This is a genomic window from Polaromonas sp. 39-63-25 (genome assembly GCF_002278925.1).
Taxonomy (GTDB): domain Bacteria; phylum Pseudomonadota; class Gammaproteobacteria; order Burkholderiales; family Burkholderiaceae_C; genus Polaromonas.
Genome location: NZ_NCJH01000011.1, coordinates 138,744 through 154,132 on the forward strand (window position 1 = coordinate 138,744; position 15,389 = coordinate 154,132).

Sequence of the window (15,389 nt, forward strand, 5' to 3'; positions counted from 1 at the left end):
ACAATTTCTGGAGATAAGCGATGAGCACCGAGCAACCCACCATCATCTACACCCTGACCGACGAGGCTCCGCTACTGGCGACCAGCGCCTTCCTGCCCATCGTTCGCACCTTCACCGCGCCTGCAGGCATCAAGGTCGAGACCGCCGACATTTCGGTGGCCGGCCGGATCCTGGGGCAGTTTCCGGAATGCCTGACTGCGGAACAACGGGTGGCCGATACCCTGACAGAGCTGGGCAAGCTGACGCTCAAGCCGCAGGCCAACATCATCAAGCTGCCTAACATCAGCGCATCGGTGGCCCAGCTCAAGGACGCGATCAAGGAACTGCAGGGCAAGGGCTACAAGCTCCCGGACTACCCGGAAAGTCCCAAGACCGACGAGGACAGGGACATCCGCGCGCGCTACAACAAGTGCACCGGCAGCGCGGTGAACCCGGTGCTGCGCGAAGGCAATTCGGACCGCCGCGCACCCAGGGCCGTGAAGGAATACGCGCGTAGGAACCCGCACAGCATGGCCGACTGGAGCCAGGCCTCGCGTTCGCACGTCTCGCACATGCACGCCGGTGACTTCTACCATGGCGAAAAGTCCATCACGCTGGACCGTGCGCGCGACGTCAAGATGGAGCTGATCACCAAAAGCGGCAAGACCATCGTACTCAAGCCCAAGGTCGCATTGCTGGATCGCGAGATCATCGACTCCATGTTCATGAGCAAGAAGGAACTGGTGGCTTTCTATGAAAAGGAAATCGACGACGCCTTCAAGACCGGCGTGATGTTCTCGCTGCACGTCAAGGCGACCATGATGAAGGTGTCGCACCCCATCGTTTTCGGCCACTGCGTGAAGATCTTCTACAAGGAGGCGTTCGAAAAACACGCCAAACTGTTTGAGGAACTGGGCGTCAACGTCAACAACGGCATGGTCGATCTGTACAACAAGATCGGCACGCTGCCCCAGAGCAAACAGGACGAAATCAAGCACGACCTGCACGCCTGCCACGAAGGCCGGCCCGAACTGGCCATGGTCGATTCGGCGAAGGGCATCACCAACTTCCATTCGCCCAACGACATCATCGTGGACGCATCCATGCCCGCGGCCATCCGCAACGGCGGCAAGATGTGGGGCGCCGACGGCCGACTGAAGGACGTCAAGGCCGTGATGCCCGAATCGACCTTCGCACGCATCTACCAGGAGATCATCAATTTCTGCAAGTGGCACGGTGCCTTCGATCCGAAGACCATGGGCACGGTGCCCAACGTGGGACTGATGGCCCAGCAGGCCGAGGAATACGGCTCGCACGACAAGACCTTCGAGATCGCCGAAGACGGCGTGGCGAACATCACCGACCTGTCCACCGGAGAGGTGCTGCTGAGCCAGAATGTGGAAGCCGGCGACATCTGGCGCATGTGCCAGGTCAAGGACGCCGCGATCCGCGACTGGGTCAAGCTGGCGGTGACCCGCGCGCGCAACTCCGGCATGCCGGTGGTGTTCTGGCTCGATTCCTACCGACCGCACGAAGCGCAGATGATCACCAAGGTCAAGATGTACCTGCACGAACACGACACGGCGGGTCTGGACATTCAGATCATGAGCCAGGTGCGTGCCATGCGCTACACGCTGGAGCGCGTGGTGCGTGGCCTGGACACCATCAGCGCCACCGGAAACATCCTGCGTGACTATCTGACCGACCTGTTCCCCATCATGGAGCTGGGCACCAGCGCCAAGATGTTGTCCATCGTTCCTCTGATGGCCGGCGGCGGCATGTATGAAACCGGCGCCGGCGGCTCCGCACCCAAGCATGTTCAGCAACTGGTGGAAGAAAACCACCTGCGCTGGGACTCACTGGGCGAATTCCTGGCCCTGGCGGTGTCGCTGGAAGATTTGGGGCTAAAGACTGGCAACGACCAGGCGAAGATTCTGGCCAAAACGCTGGATGCCGCCACTGGCAAGCTTCTCGACAACAACAAAAATCCGTCGCCGAAGACCGGCCAGCTGGACAACCGCGGCAGCCAGTTTTACCTGGCCATGTACTGGGCCCAGGAACTGGCTGCACAAACGGAAGATGCGGCACTGGCGGCCAAGTTTGCACCGCTGGCCAGGCAACTGGCCGAGAAGGAGCAGGCCATCGTGGCTGAACTGTCGGCCGTGCAAGGCACGCCGGCGGATATTGGCGGTTACTACAAGCCTGACTTCGACAAGCTCGATGCCGTGATGCGGCCGAGCAAGACCCTGAACGCGGCACTGGCGTCTTTCAAGGCGTAAACAACCTTGACGCCTTGACCGGCCCACAAAAAAGCCGACTTCAGGTCGGCTTTTTTCATGGTGCCGCCAATGGCGCGGCGCATGCCTGTTCAGCGGGACGGCGCGAACACCGGTCCCGCCAGTTTGCTGCCGGCCTTGATGCCTTTTTTGGCAAACCAGCCGACGTTCATTTCCAGCACATAACGCACAGGTTTTTCCGAGCAGTGCGAGTCTGTCGTCTGCGGTTTCATGTCAGCGAGGTTCACGATGGTGCCGTCGTCGGCGACAAACGCAGCGGTCAGCGGCAGCAGGGTGTTTTTCATCCAGAAGCACTGCTGGGCAGGCTGTTCGAACACAAACAGCATTCCTTCGGTTGACGGCATTTCCTGGCGAAACATCAGCCCGATTTGCCGCTGCTCGGGGGTCAAGGCCAGTTGCGCGTCGATCTGGTGCATTCCTGCCGACAGTTTGACCCGCGGCAGGTTTGTTTGTGGCGTTCCTTGCGCCAGCGCACATCCGGTGGCCAACACCATGCAGGAAAGTGCGAGCGCCAGCCCGCGCATGGGTGACTTGAGGGAACAGGACAGGAAGGGCATAAGGTGTTTCACCGGAAAGAGGTCAGGCTCTCAGCATAAACGACAGCCATGAAAAATGCCCGCATAGCGGGCATTTCAGCTGCGCGCGAAGAATTACTTCTTGGCAGCGGCGGCTTTTTCAGCTTTGGCGGCTTTCGCTGCAGCAGCCTTTTCTTCCTTGGCTTTTTTGGCAGCGGCGGCTTTTTCAGCTTTGGCAGCTTTGGCGGCAGCTGCTTTTTCTTCCTTGGCCTTTTTTGCAGCGGCGGCTTTTTCGGCTTTGGCGGCTTTGGCGGCAGCTGCTTTTTCAGCTTTGGCGGCTTTCGCAGCGGCGGCCTTTTCGGCCTTGGCGGCCTTGGCATCTACCTTGGCAGCGGGTGCGGCTGGCGTTGCAGCGGTTGCGGGTGCAGCCGGTGCGGCAGCCGTGGCCGGTGTTGCGGGCGCGGCAGGTGCGGCAGCTTGGGCAAAAGCACCAGCAGCGAAAAGGCCAGCGATCAGGGCAGCAAGAATCTTGTTCATTTGGAGTTTTCCTAATAAGTTTTTGAACCAGGTCCCCCGAAAAACTCGTGGACATGACTGTAACGAGCCCTGTTTGCAAACGGTTGACATGCAGGCGCTCAAATGTGTCGTGGGAAGTTTTGGGGCTAAAATTTGCGGGTTATCACCTAAACAGCGCCGGGCAGTCATTCACTGTGATGTCAAGCGCGCACCGGAGACTTCTTCACATGTATCAGCACATCAAGGTGCCCGCCCAGGGGCAGAAAATCACCGTCAATGCCGACAATTCATTGAATGTCCCGGATGAGCCGATCATTCCGTTCATTGAAGGTGACGGTACGGGTGCGGACATCACGCCGGTCATGCTCAAGGTGGTCGATGCGGCCGTGGCCAAGGCCTACGGCGGCAAGAAAAAAATTCACTGGATGGAGGTTTATGCCGGTGAAAAGTCAACCAGGATCTACGGTCCCGACGTCTGGCTGCCGGAAGAAACCCTGGCTGCGGTCAAGGACTATGTGGTCTCCATCAAGGGCCCGCTGACCACGCCGGTCGGTGGCGGCATCCGCTCGCTCAACGTCGCGTTGCGCCAGGAACTGGACCTGTATGTCTGCCTGCGTCCCATCCAGTACTTCAAGGGCGTACCCTCGCCGGTGAAGGAGCCCGAAAAGACCCACATGGTGATCTTCCGCGAGAACTCGGAAGACATCTACGCCGGCATCGAGTTCGAGGCCGAGTCCGACAAGGCCAAAAAACTCATCAAGTTCCTGCAGGACGAGATGGGCGTCAAGAAAATCCGCTTTCCCAACACCTCGGGCATCGGGATCAAGCCGGTTTCGCGTGAAGGCACCGAGCGCCTGGTGCGCAAGGCCCTGCAGTACACCATCGACAACGACAAGCCCAGCCTGACGATTGTCCACAAGGGCAACATCATGAAGTTCACCGAAGGGGGCTTCCGTGACTGGGCCTACGCGCTGGCCGCGAAGGAGTTCGGCGCGGTCGAGATCGACGGCGGCCCGTGGATGAAGTTCAAGAATCCGAAAACCGGCAAGGAAATCACCGTCAAGGATTCGATCGCCGACGCCTTCCTGCAGCAGATCCTGCTGCGTCCGGCCGAATACTCGGTGATCGCCACGCTGAACCTCAACGGCGACTATGTCTCCGACGCGCTCGCCGCGCAGGTGGGTGGCATCGGCATTGCACCCGGCGCCAACCTCAGCGACACCATCGCGATGTTCGAGGCCACCCACGGCACGGCGCCGAAATACGCCGGCAAGGACTATGTGAACCCCGGTTCCGAAATCCTGTCGGCCGAAATGATGCTGCGTCACATGGGCTGGACGGAGGCCGCTGACCTGATCATCAGTTCGATGGAAAAGTCGATCGAGTCCAAGAAAGTCACCTACGACTTCGCCCGCCTGATGGATGGCGCAACCCAGGTCAGTTGCTCCGGCTTCGGCCAGGTCATGATCGACCACATGTAAGAAAGCACGCTGCCGGGCCGCCCGCTGCGTGGCCGGGAAACCAGGCAGAATATGCTGCAAAGCCGTCACGGCGCAGGTCGGGCGGCTTTTTTCATGGGCTTTTGAACCGCCAGGTCGAAAGTCAATTGCGCGCGCTTGATTGTCGCGTTCCCGCCACCAATTTCCCTGTCAGGCGCACCGGACAATTCCGGTCGCTAGAATGATTTCCATGGCCAGCAAACCTCCCAAAACTCCCGCACCACCCAAGGCACCGGCCTTCAAGCCCGAGGATGCCAATGGCGGGGATGCGGTCGTGCTTGAGCGCCGTCCGCAAAAGACCGAGCCGCCGCAGATGTACCAGGTCGTGCTGCTCAACGACGACTACACCCCGATGGAGTTTGTCGTCGTGGTGATCCAGGAATTTTTCAACAAAGACCGGGAAACGGCCACGCAGATCATGCTGAAGATCCACCTGGACGGCAAAGGCGTGTGCGGCGTGTTTTCCAAGGATGTCGCGTCCACCAAGGTCGACCAGGTCACGGAAGCGGCGCGAAAGAATGGCCATCCGCTGCAGTGTGTGTGCGAGCCCATTGAATAATTGAAAAAACAGCCCATATCGGCTTGAAGAGTTACACAATGATCCCATCAGATATCCCAGCAGCAAGCCGAAAGGAAAAGCAATGATTGCCCAGGAACTAGAAGTCAGCTTGCACATGGCCTTTGTCGAGGCCCGCCAGCAGCGCCACGAGTTCATCACCGTGGAGCACCTGCTGCTTGCCTTGCTCGACAACCCCAGCGCCGCCGAGGTGCTGCGCGCCTGCTCCGCCAATATCGATGACCTGCGCAAGTCGCTGGCCAACTTCATCAAGGACAACACGCCGCAGGTTGCCGGCAGCGACGACGTGGACACGCAGCCCACGCTGGGTTTCCAGCGCGTGATCCAGCGCGCCATCATGCATGTGCAGTCCACCGGCAACGGCAAGAAGGAAGTCACAGGCGCCAACGTGCTGGTCGCCATCTTCGGCGAAAAAGACTCGCATGCCGTGTATTACCTGCACCAGCAGGGGGTGACGCGCCTGGACGTCGTGAACTTCATCGCGCACGGCATCAAGAAGAGCGACCCGCCCGAGCCCACCAAGGCCGGCGAGAGCGCTGCCGAGAACGAAGAGGGCGGCGAGAAGAACGAAAAAGCCTCGCCGCTGGAGCAGTACACCCAGAACCTGAACCAGCTCGCCAAGGAAGGCAAGATCGATCCGCTGATCGGCCGCCACTACGAGGTCGAGCGTGTGATCCAGATCCTGTGCCGCCGCCGCAAGAACAACCCGCTGCTCGTCGGTGAGGCCGGCGTGGGCAAGACCGCCATCGCCGAGGGCCTCGCCTGGCGCATCACGCAGAAGGACGTGCCAGAGATCCTCGCCGAAGCGCAGGTCTACTCGCTGGACATGGGTGCCTTGCTGGCCGGTACCAAGTACCGCGGCGATTTCGAGCAGCGCCTCAAAGGCGTGCTGAAAGCGTTGAAAGACAAGCCCAACGGCATTTTGTTCATTGACGAGATCCACACCCTGATCGGGGCCGGTGCGGCCTCGGGCGGCACGCTGGACGCGTCCAACCTGCTCAAACCCGCGCTCAGCTCGGGCCAGCTCAAATGTATTGGCGCAACCACATTCACCGAGTACCGCGGCATCTTCGAAAAAGATGCGGCCCTGTCGCGCCGCTTCCAGAAGGTGGACGTGGTCGAACCGACGGTGCAGGAAACCGTCGAGATCCTCAAGGGCCTGAAGTCGCGTTTTGAAGAGCACCACAGCGTCAAATACGCGGTGGCCGCCCTGCAGGCCGCCGCCGAGCTCAGCGCCAAGTACATCAACGACCGGCATCTGCCCGACAAGGCGATCGACGTGATTGACGAGGCCGGCGCTGCCCAGCGCATCCTGCCGCCGTCCAAGCGCAAGAAAACAATCACCAAGGCCGAGGTCGAGGAGATCGTGGCCAAGATCGCGCGCATTCCGCCCGCCAACGTGTCCAACGACGACCGCGGCAAGCTCAAGACGCTGGAACGCGACCTCAAGAGCGTGGTGTTCGGCCAGGACAAGGCCCTCGACGTGCTGGCGTCCGCCGTCAAGATGGCGCGTTCGGGCCTGGGCAAGGACGACAAGCCGATTGGTTCCTTCCTGTTCTCCGGCCCCACCGGCGTCGGCAAGACCGAAGCGGCCAAGCAGCTGGCCTACATCATGGGCATCGAGCTGATCCGCTTCGACATGTCCGAGTACATGGAGCGCCATGCGGTGAGCCGGCTGATTGGCGCGCCTCCGGGCTACGTCGGTTTTGACCAGGGTGGCCTGCTGACCGAGGCCGTGACCAAGAAACCGCATTGCGTGCTGCTGCTCGACGAAATCGAAAAGGCGCACCCGGACATCTTCAACGTGTTGCTGCAGGTCATGGACCACGGCACGCTGACGGACAACAACGGGCGCAAGGCCGATTTCCGCAACGTGATCATCGTCATGACGACCAATGCTGGCGCCGAGACCATGAACAAGGCGACCATCGGCTTCACGAACCCGCGCGAGGCGGGCGACGAGATGGCCGACATCAAGCGCCTGTTCACGCCAGAGTTCCGCAACCGGCTGGACGCAGTGGTGAGCTTCAAGGCACTCGACGAAACCGTCATCCTGCGCGTGGTCGACAAGTTCCTGCTGCAGCTCGAGACGCAACTGGCCGAGAAGAAGGTCGACGTGACGTTTACCGACACGCTGCGCAAGTACCTGGCCAAGAAGGGTTTCGATCCGCTGATGGGCGCACGGCCCATGCAGCGCCTGATCCAGGACACGATACGCCGCGCGCTGGCCGACGAACTGCTGTTCGGCCGCCTGACCGACGGCGGGCGCCTGACGGTGGACATGAAGGTGACCACCGACGAAAAAGGCGTGGAAAACGGCGAGGTCGTGCTCGACATCCAGCCGCTGCCGAAGAAAGAAGGCCGGGCCAAGCCGGAGGCCGAAGAGGCAACGGCCGACTGACACAGCGCCTCGGGGCCGCCGGAAAATGGCGTTGCGCTTCGAAAGCGCCTGAAAGAGCCCAAAAGGCCGGTAGCATCACGCTGCCGGCCTTTTTCTTGGGCCGCTTGAATTGCTCCTGAAACCATAGCTGCTTGCGCCCGTCTGATAAGGGCTGGAGGCATATTTGATGCATAACCGTGGCCCTGACCGGCTCCGACCGATGGCGACGCACACCTTCCTCTGGCACGACTACGAAACCTTCGGCCTGAACACGCGCCGCGACCGGCCGGCGCAGTTTGCCGGCATACGCACCGACGCCGAGCTCAACGAAATTGGCGAGCCGCTGATGATTTACTGCCAGCCGGCGCGCGACTACCTGCCCGACCCGTCCTCCTGCCTGCTCACCGGCATCACGCCGCAGCTGTGCCTGGAACGCGGCTTGCCGGAGTATGAATTTGCCTCCCGCATCGAAGCCGTGCTGGCCGAGCCCGGCACCATTGGCGTGGGCTACAACACCATCCGTTTCGACGACGAGGTCACGCGCCACCTGTTCTGGCGCAACCTGATCGACCCCTACGCGCGCGAGTGGCAAAACGCCTGCGGCCGCTGGGACCTGCTCGACGTGGTGCGCATGGCCTACGCCTTGCGGCCCGAAGGCATCGAGTGGCCGATGAAACCCGATGAACGCCGCCCCGGCGAGGCTGGCGCGCTGCGCCCCAGCTTCAAGCTCGAGGACCTGGCGCGTGCCAACGGTTTGCTGCACGAAGCGGCGCACGACGCCTTGTCGGACGTGCGCGCCACGATTGCGCTGGCCCGCCTGATCCGCACGGCCCAGCCCAAGCTGTTCGACTTCTGCCTGGGGCTGCACAAGAAAGACCGCGTGGCCGCTGAGCTGGGCCTGCCCACCAGCCCGCAGACGGCGCAGCCGTTTTTGCATGTGTCGGGCATGTTCCCGCCCGAGCGCGGCTGCCTGGCCGTCATGTGGCCGCTGGCCATGCATCCCAAGAACAAAAACGAGCTGCTGGCCTGGGACCTGGCGCAGGACCCCGGCGAGCTGCCGCTGCTCGACCTGGCAACCCTGCGCCAGCGCCTGTTCAGCAAAAGCGCTGACCTGCCGGAAGGCGTGCCGCGGCTGCCCATCAAATCAGTGCACCTGAACAAGTCGCCCATGGTCGTGCGCAAGCTGGCCACCCTGAGCCCGGAGATGGCAGCAAAGTGGGGTATCGACATCGAAGTCGCGCTGCGCAACGCCGAAAAGGCCGCCGGCCTGCCCGACATGAGCGCGATCTGGCCCGAAGTTTTTGCGCGGCCCAAAGAGGGCATTCCTGATGTGGACGAAGATCTGTACGGCGGCTTCATCAACAACGACGACAGGCGCCGCCTGAACCAGCTGCGCGCCTTGCCGCCGGCCGAACTCGCTCACAGTCGCACCGGCTTCGACGACGACCGGCTCGAAGAGCTGGTGTTTCGCTACCGCGCGCGCAATTTCGAGGCGACACTCTCGCCGGACGAGGCCGAGCGCTGGGACGCGCACCGCGCCGCGCGGCTGCTCGAAGGTGAGGGCGGGGCGCGCAATGTGGATGCGTTTCTGGCCCAGCTTGATGTGCTGTCGGAAACGGCGGACGAGCGCGGTGAGGAAGTGCTGGGCGCGCTTTATGACTATGCGGAGATGGTGACGCCTGAGGTGTGAATTGGTGCGTTCCGAAGAGGTGGTTTTGCTTCTTTATTGATAGCTGCCTGCGCTTGTTAATAAAGGGCTGGAGGCCAATTTGATGCATAAAATCAGGGAAGCGCCTCATGCCCCGTGCATCAAGCCTTTCCGTCGGAAGCGGACTGCCACGCCGCCTGTTTGCCCATCACACCCGTATACAAGTCGCTGGCTTCGAACGCCGCCAGCCAGCGCCGCAGGCGCGGCCAGGCTTGCGCGGCAAACCAGTCGGCATCGGTATGGGCGAACTGGCGCACAAAAGGAAGAATGGCCATGTCCGCCAGGCTGGGCTGGGTGCCGAACAGCCAACCGTCGCCGAGCCGCGCATCAAGCTGCGCCAGCCACAGCGCCGCCTCCGTGCGGTGCTTCAGCACAAAGCCGGCCGCATCACCGCCGGACTCATCGACATAACGGTTCGGGTATTTGTAGCGGTCCAGGTGGCGCTTGAAGTCGCCGTCGTTGGCGGCGATCAGGGCGGCCATCTCGTCGGACGAAGCGTCCGGCGGAGCCAGCCACTGCGCAGGATCGTTGCGGCCCAGCGCCCAGCGCATGATGTCCAGGCTTTCGTCGAGCACCTCGCCGCCGGGCAGCACCAGCACCGGCACCGTGCCCTTGGGTGAAGCGGCCAGCAGGTCGGCGGGTTTGTTCCTGAGCACGACTTCGCGCAGCTCATGCGCCTGGCCACTGATGCTGAGGGCCAGCCGCGCGCGCATCGCATACGGGCAGCGGCGAAACGAGTAAAGGATGGGAAGAGCGGGCAGGGCGCCCATCAGGCGCCTTCGCTGTCCCCGGCGACTGACGACGGCAGTTTTGCGCCTATGTGCGGCTGGCGCCGGCGGTTGGCGTATTCGACCTGGCGCTGGCGTTCGATGAAGCCGCGTTTTTGTTCGTCGGTTTTCTTGTCATGGCAAGCCGGGCAGCTGACGCCGGGCACGTACAACGGCGACGCCATGTCGGCCTCGCTGATCGGGTCGCGGCAGGCGCGGCACAGGCCGTAGTGGCCGGTGGCCAGGCCGTGCACGACGGAGACGCGCTCGTCGAACACAAAACACTCGCCTTTCCAGAGGCTGTCGGTTTCAGGCACGGTTTCCAGGTACTTGAGGATGCCGCCCTCTAGGTGGTAAACCTCGTCAAAACCCTGGGTGCGCATGAAGGCGGTGGATTTTTCGCAGCGTATGCCGCCGGTGCAAAACATCGCCACTTTGGGCTTTTTGCCGTCTTTGGCGGCCAGCAGCCCGCCCGGTGCGGACTGCGCTTGCACCCACGCAGGCAGTTCAGAAAAGCTCCGGGTTTTGGGATTGAGCGCGCGCTCGAAGGTGCCTATGCCGAACTCGTAGTCGTTACGGGTGTCCACCACCACCACGTCGGGGTCGGCGATCAGGGCGTTCCAGTCCTGCGGCTTCACGTAGTCGCCGGCCATCTCGTTCGGGTTGATGCCGGGCACGCCGAGGGTGACGATTTCGCGCTTCAGGCGCACCTTCATGCGGTAAAACGGCAGCTTTTGCGCCCAGGATTCCTTGTGCGGCAGGTCGGCCAGGCGCGGATCAGCATGCAGATACGCCAGCACGGCGCGCACGCCGGTTTCGGGGCCGGCAATCGTGCCGTTGATGCCTTCCTGCGCCAGCAGCAGGGTGCCGCGCACGTCCTGGGCTTCGCAAAAGGCCTGCAGGGGCGCCTGCAGGTCGGCGAAGTCGGGAAGATCGACAAATTTATAGAGGGCGGCGGTCAGGAAATCAGGCATGGCAGGCAGAGAGGGGGAAAAAGGCGTGCAAAAACAAGGCGCAAACAACACGAATTTTCCCATCCTACCAAGGGCTGAGGCGGCACCCCTTGCGCCACGTCAGTGTCCTGACAGACACGCGGCGTGAAGGACCACACAAACGGCAGCCGATGGCGTGGACGTCTATGCTGCAATGCAGCAAAATGAATGCATGCTAACCAATTCAAGCCTCTGCGGAGCCCCATGGCCAAAAGCCTGAGCAGCCTCTGGCTGAAAAGCATGCGCCGCATGGGCAGGGTCCAGCAGGTGCAGGGCCGCCGGCTGTTCCAGAGCCTGGTGCCCACGGTTGCCGCCAGCCCGGTGCGCCGCGCCAAGCCCGTCAAGCTGGCCAGGCCCAAGGCACTGAAAGCCCTGCGTAAACCCGCTGCGCCGCCGACGCGCGCCGTGTCCGGCCTGCCCGGAACCTGGCAAAAGGCGTATTTCTCCGTGCCGGCCGCCGGCCAGCTCGCGCCCGCACGGCGCATGTTGTACTGGCTCTACCTGCCGGCAGCAGCCAACGCGGCACCCCGGCCGCTGGTGGTCATGCTGCACGGCTGCCAGCAAACCGCCACCGACTTTGCCATTTCCACGCGCATGAACCAGCTGGCCGAACGCAAGGGTTTTGCCGTGCTCTACCCGCACCAGTCGGCCACGGTCGACGCGCACCGCTGCTGGCACTGGTACCAACGTGCCACCCAGGAGGGGCAGGGCGACGTTCGGCTGATTGCAGAAATGATGGCCCATGTGCAGGCCAAACACGCGCTGGACCCGACGCGTACCTATGTGGCGGGCCTGTCGGCCGGCGCCGGGCTGGCCAACATCCTGGCCCTGCGCTACCCCGACCGGGTGGCCGCCGTGGGCCTGCACTCGGCACCCGTGTTCGGCACGACCGATTCGCCCGTGAGCGCCTACCGGGCCATGCAGCACGGCGCCGGTGCAGCCCACAGCGATGCGGCGCGGTCCTTCACCGCGGCCCTGCCGGCCTTCCCGGGCATGCCGGCGATTCTCATCCACGGCGCGCGCGATGCCGTGGTGCGGCGCATCAACATGACGCAGTTGACCGAACAGTTCACGATTTTCAACGCCGCGGCCATCACCCGCCCGGAACCGGTGCTGCGCCGCTACCCGGCGCGCACCACCGGGCGCCATCCGCGCCATGCCTATGAAAGCGCCACGTATTACGCCGGCAGAAAGCCGCACCTGGTGAGTTGCGAGATAGAACACCTGGGCCACGCCTGGAGCGGCGGCGATGCGAGTGTGGATTTCAGCGCGCCGGATGGCCCCGACGCCACGCTGATGATGTGGACCTTTTTTGCGCACCACCGTCGGCCGGCAGCGGGCTGAGTTCCTGATTACATGCCAAAAGTGCCTCCAGCCCAATAGGGACGGGCGCAACCAGCTATTGTTTTGGTAGCTAACTAGGGTCTTGGGGCTTGATCAAAACGTGCGCGCAGGGCCTCCACGCGCGCGCGGTTCACGCCAAAGTCCTTGCGCCCCAGCCGGCTGGCCGAGCGCACATGAATCACGCCGCCCGCTTCATCGAGGGAGAGCTCCACATCGTCCGTGAATTTCAGCCACCGGGTGCGGCACTGCGCGTAAAGGTAAGCCGGCTCCTGCGTCACCAGCACGCAACCGGGCGTGGATTCCAGCAAGGTGGACAGGCGGCGCAGGGCGACCCTGGCGTCACCGGTGTAGCGCAAGGGCGCGATGTCGGCGCCACTGCGCTGCGGGTGGTCGGCATGGCTGGCGGCCTGGCTGGACACGCTGTTCGGTGTGGGTGACGGCGGCTTGAGGCGGCCATCCCGCACGCCCAGGTCTTGCGGCGGTTTCCCCACGAACAAACCCAGCTGACCGGCCACCAGCAGCATGACCAGCAGAGCAGCAAGCAGGAGAACAACAAGTTTGAGGGCAGTGATCACGGGCTTTGTTCTTCAGATGGTTTGAGTGAGGCGTCCCAACCAGGGGGGTGATGGGCGAGCCCTGGCATCAGGCCGGAGCACCAGCAACATGGTAACCAACAAGCACACCCGGGTGTTCAGGGTGTGTTGCAGGGTGGCAGGGCGGATGCCCTGCCGTTCTCAGGTGCTTACTCATGCGCGCCACTTCCTGCCTGCGTGGGCGCAACGCGGTCCGTCGGCGCCATGGCCGATTGCCGGAAGTGTCGGGTGATGACAGCGACCAGGGCATCCGAGGCCGGGTTGTTGCGCCCTGCGGCGCGGTACAGCGTGAGGTCGACCTTGGGCAGCGCCGGGAAACTGTCGCTGCGCCCCAGCACGCGCATGCCCGGTATCACTGAACTCAGACCGACCACACTCACCGCGATGCCGCCCAGTACCGCCGCCTGGATCCCGCTCAGGCTTTCGCTCACGCAAACCAGGCGCCAGCTCCGGCCCACCTGATCGAGGGCTGCCAGCGCATGGTCGCGAAAGATATTTCCGGGCGGCAGCATCGCCAGCGGCAAGGGGTTGACGTGCTGCGGTGGGCCTGTTTCGCCGGCCACCCAGACGAGCGGCTCCTGCGCCACCACCAGACCCTGCTTGAAGGCCGGCATGCCCGTGACCAGTGCCACATCGATTTCGTCGCGCCCGATGGCCGTCATCAGGCGGTTCGACAGTGAGCAGCGAATTTCGACATCGACATTGGGGTGCGCCAGATTGAAGGCCGACAGCACGGGCGGGAGCACGTAGGCGGCATAGAGATCCGGTATGCCAAGGATGACCCGGCCTCCCAGCCGGGGGGCGTGCAGCCGTGTCAGCACCTCGTTGTGCAGGCCAAGAATGGTGCGGCTGTAGCCCAGCAGGAGTTCGCCCTCCGGCGTCAGGACGGGTTTGCGACCGACGGTGTTGTACAGCCGTGCGCCCACGAGTTCTTCAAGTTTTTGCAGCTGCAGGGTCACCGCGGGCTGGGTCCGGCTGACCCGCCTGGCGGTTTCTGACACGCTGCCGGTTTCGACCAGCAGGATGAAGGTCTTGAGCAGCCGCAGGTCGAGAGGATTTTGCATCCGGACTCCAAATGTATAAGTTTAATTTATGGATGGCATTTTTACTTCTGAATGTACTTTTGTAAATTCTCAACCTAATATTGCCTTAATGCTGCAATGCAGCAGAAGCCACCCGGCGCCAGGCTCCATAGCGTGGCGCTTATAGATGTCGTCCTTCAATGTTTGTTTTTTTGACTCGCCAAGGAGTTTGACCATGACCCATCCCACCCGCCGCTCGGTACTCAAACGCACGGCGGCCCTCGCCGCCGTCACCCTGACAGGCATGCGCCTGTCGCCTGTTTTTGCGCAGCAGCGCGTTATCAAGGTCGGCACGCTCAAGCTGATTCATGGCGTTACCCCGTATTTCTATTCAAAGTTCGCGCCGGCCGGCACCACCATCGAGGTGATCCCTTTTGAAAGCCCGACGGATGGCAAGAATGCGGTCGTGACCGGCACGGTCGATTTCGGCATCTACGGCCTGGCCGCGGCGACGCTGGGTGCTGCCGCCGGCGAACCCGTGGTGATCGTCGGCGCAGCATGCAACCGCGGCATGGCCATCGTGGCTGCCGCATCCTCCAAATTGACGACGTTCACCGACCTCAAGGGCAAACGCATTGGCATCTGGCCCGGTTCCACCCAGGAGGTCGTGTTCATGGACCGCCTCGCCACCGAGAAAATGACGCTGCGCGACGTTGAAGTCGTGCGGGTTTCCTTTAGCGACATGGCGTCGGCGCTGGCTCGCGGCGATCTGGACGCTTATGTCGGTGCAGAGCCCGCACCTGGCATCAGCCTGGCCAACGGCACCGGCCGCATTCTGGAGTACCCCTACACGACCCCGACCGGTTCCCTGAACATGGTGCTGACCAGCAGCGAAGCCATGCTGAAGAAAGACCCGGAGAAGGTGCGCGCCTTGCTGAAAATCCATCGTGCCGCCAGTGAATTTGCCATGTCGGACAAGGAAGCCTTCATTGCCATGGCCATGCAACGTCTGGGGCAGCAGCGGCGCTCGATCGAGTTGGCTGCGCCGAATGTGGAGCTGACCTGGCGCATCGACGACAAGTTCGTGACCCAGGCCCGCTATTACGGCTCGCAAATGCTGGAGCGCAAGCAGATCAGGGCGCTGCCGGATTACAGCCGTCTGATCCCCACGGCGACACTCAGCGCGCTGTCTTCCTGATC

At 62.6% G+C, this 15,389-nt stretch carries 13 protein-coding genes; 7 read left to right on the forward strand and 6 right to left on the reverse strand.

The features are described 5' to 3' along the window. Positions 1 to 20 precede the first annotated feature (20 nt). Positions 21 to 2,258 carry an NADP-dependent isocitrate dehydrogenase gene (locus B7X65_RS14860; protein ID WP_293595069.1) on the forward strand — a complete coding sequence of 746 codons (2,238 nt, stop codon included), beginning with the start codon at positions 21 to 23 and terminating at the stop codon, positions 2,256 to 2,258. Positions 2,259 to 2,347: 89 nt separating this feature from the next. On the opposite strand, the gene B7X65_RS14865 is transcribed toward B7X65_RS14860, so the two are convergent. Together B7X65_RS14865 and B7X65_RS14870 are read right to left on the reverse strand one after the other, a co-directional pair. Beyond that, positions 2,348 to 2,833, reverse strand: a complete 486-nt coding sequence (locus B7X65_RS14865) for a DUF192 domain-containing protein (protein WP_293595070.1) — start codon at positions 2,831 to 2,833, stop codon at positions 2,348 to 2,350. Positions 2,834 to 2,926: 93 nt separating this feature from the next. Further along, positions 2,927 to 3,496: a hypothetical protein gene (locus B7X65_RS14870; RefSeq protein ID WP_293595071.1), complete on the reverse strand. Its 570-nt coding sequence runs from the start codon at positions 3,494 to 3,496 to the stop codon at positions 2,927 to 2,929. A gap of 38 nt (positions 3,497 to 3,534) precedes the next feature. Here B7X65_RS14870 and icd point away from each other — a divergent pair, with 38 nt between their 5' ends. The 4 genes from icd to sbcB all read left to right on the forward strand — a co-directional run bounded on the left by icd (position 3,535) and on the right by sbcB (position 9,453). Next, entirely contained in the window at positions 3,535 to 4,788 is a 1,254-nt protein-coding gene (gene icd / locus B7X65_RS14875) for an NADP-dependent isocitrate dehydrogenase (RefSeq protein WP_293595072.1), read from the forward strand. A gap of 208 nt (positions 4,789 to 4,996) precedes the next feature. After that, positions 4,997 to 5,365 carry an ATP-dependent Clp protease adapter ClpS gene (gene clpS, locus B7X65_RS14880; protein WP_096662820.1) on the forward strand — a complete coding sequence of 123 codons (369 nt, stop codon included), beginning with the start codon at positions 4,997 to 4,999 and terminating at the stop codon, positions 5,363 to 5,365. Between the two features lie 82 nt (positions 5,366 to 5,447). Further along, entirely contained in the window at positions 5,448 to 7,784 is a 2,337-nt protein-coding gene (gene clpA / locus B7X65_RS14885; protein WP_293595073.1) for an ATP-dependent Clp protease ATP-binding subunit ClpA, read from the forward strand. A gap of 199 nt (positions 7,785 to 7,983) precedes the next feature. Beyond that, entirely contained in the window at positions 7,984 to 9,453 is a 1,470-nt protein-coding gene (sbcB, locus tag B7X65_RS14890; protein WP_293595074.1) for an exodeoxyribonuclease I, read from the forward strand. Positions 9,454 to 9,572: 119 nt separating this feature from the next. Here sbcB and B7X65_RS14895 read toward each other — a convergent pair whose 3' ends face one another. Both B7X65_RS14895 and B7X65_RS14900 read right to left on the reverse strand, forming a co-directional pair. After that, the gene (locus tag B7X65_RS14895; RefSeq protein ID WP_293595075.1) at positions 9,573 to 10,241 is read right to left on the reverse strand and encodes a glutathione S-transferase; all 669 of its coding nucleotides are present in this window, start codon (positions 10,239 to 10,241) and stop codon (positions 9,573 to 9,575) included. Next, positions 10,241 to 11,212 carry a rhodanese-related sulfurtransferase gene (locus B7X65_RS14900; protein ID WP_293595076.1) on the reverse strand — a complete coding sequence of 324 codons (972 nt, stop codon included), beginning with the start codon at positions 11,210 to 11,212 and terminating at the stop codon, positions 10,241 to 10,243. Before B7X65_RS14900 ends, B7X65_RS14895 begins: the two co-directional genes overlap by 1 nt. Positions 11,213 to 11,434: 222 nt before the next feature. Between B7X65_RS14900 and B7X65_RS14905 the strand changes: the two genes are divergently transcribed. After that, positions 11,435 to 12,574, forward strand: a complete 1,140-nt coding sequence (locus B7X65_RS14905) for a PHB depolymerase family esterase (RefSeq protein WP_293595077.1) — start codon at positions 11,435 to 11,437, stop codon at positions 12,572 to 12,574. Positions 12,575 to 12,648: 74 nt separating this feature from the next. Here the strand turns inward: B7X65_RS14905 and B7X65_RS14910 are convergent, their stop codons facing one another. Both B7X65_RS14910 and B7X65_RS14915 read right to left on the reverse strand, forming a co-directional pair. Next, positions 12,649 to 13,149, reverse strand: coding sequence for a DUF1499 domain-containing protein (locus tag B7X65_RS14910; protein WP_293595078.1), 501 nt, complete (start codon positions 13,147 to 13,149; stop codon positions 12,649 to 12,651). A 167-nt stretch (positions 13,150 to 13,316) separates the two neighbouring features. Further along, positions 13,317 to 14,231 (reverse strand): LysR substrate-binding domain-containing protein, encoded by a 915-nt coding sequence (locus B7X65_RS14915; RefSeq protein ID WP_293595079.1) that lies wholly within the window; start codon positions 14,229 to 14,231, stop codon positions 13,317 to 13,319. A 193-nt stretch (positions 14,232 to 14,424) separates the two neighbouring features. Between B7X65_RS14915 and B7X65_RS14920 the strand changes: the two genes are divergently transcribed. After that, the gene (locus B7X65_RS14920; RefSeq protein ID WP_293595080.1) at positions 14,425 to 15,387 is read left to right on the forward strand and encodes an ABC transporter substrate-binding protein; all 963 of its coding nucleotides are present in this window, start codon (positions 14,425 to 14,427) and stop codon (positions 15,385 to 15,387) included. Positions 15,388 to 15,389 lie beyond the last annotated feature (2 nt).

Bases quoted from the DNA above. Each gene is read 5' to 3' on its own strand.
- B7X65_RS14860 (WP_293595069.1), top strand. From the start codon at position 21: ATGAGCACCGAGCAACCCACCATCATCTACACCCTGACCGACGAGGCT.
- B7X65_RS14915 (WP_293595079.1), bottom strand. From the start codon at position 14,231: ATGCAAAATCCTCTCGACCTGCGGCTGCTCAAGACCTTCATCCTGCTG.
- B7X65_RS14865 (WP_293595070.1), bottom strand. From the start codon at position 2,833: ATGCCCTTCCTGTCCTGTTCCCTCAAGTCACCCATGCGCGGGCTGGCG.
- B7X65_RS14920 (WP_293595080.1), top strand. From the start codon at position 14,425: ATGACCCATCCCACCCGCCGCTCGGTACTCAAACGCACGGCGGCCCTC.
- B7X65_RS14905 (WP_293595077.1), top strand. From the start codon at position 11,435: ATGGCCAAAAGCCTGAGCAGCCTCTGGCTGAAAAGCATGCGCCGCATG.
- clpS (WP_096662820.1), top strand. From the start codon at position 4,997: ATGGCCAGCAAACCTCCCAAAACTCCCGCACCACCCAAGGCACCGGCC.
- B7X65_RS14900 (WP_293595076.1), bottom strand. From the start codon at position 11,212: ATGCCTGATTTCCTGACCGCCGCCCTCTATAAATTTGTCGATCTTCCC.
- icd (WP_293595072.1), top strand. From the start codon at position 3,535: ATGTATCAGCACATCAAGGTGCCCGCCCAGGGGCAGAAAATCACCGTC.
- sbcB (WP_293595074.1), top strand. From the start codon at position 7,984: ATGGCGACGCACACCTTCCTCTGGCACGACTACGAAACCTTCGGCCTG.
- B7X65_RS14870 (WP_293595071.1), bottom strand. From the start codon at position 3,496: ATGACTGCCCGGCGCTGTTTAGGTGATAACCCGCAAATTTTAGCCCCA.
- B7X65_RS14895 (WP_293595075.1), bottom strand. From the start codon at position 10,241: ATGGGCGCCCTGCCCGCTCTTCCCATCCTTTACTCGTTTCGCCGCTGC.
- clpA (WP_293595073.1), top strand. From the start codon at position 5,448: ATGATTGCCCAGGAACTAGAAGTCAGCTTGCACATGGCCTTTGTCGAG.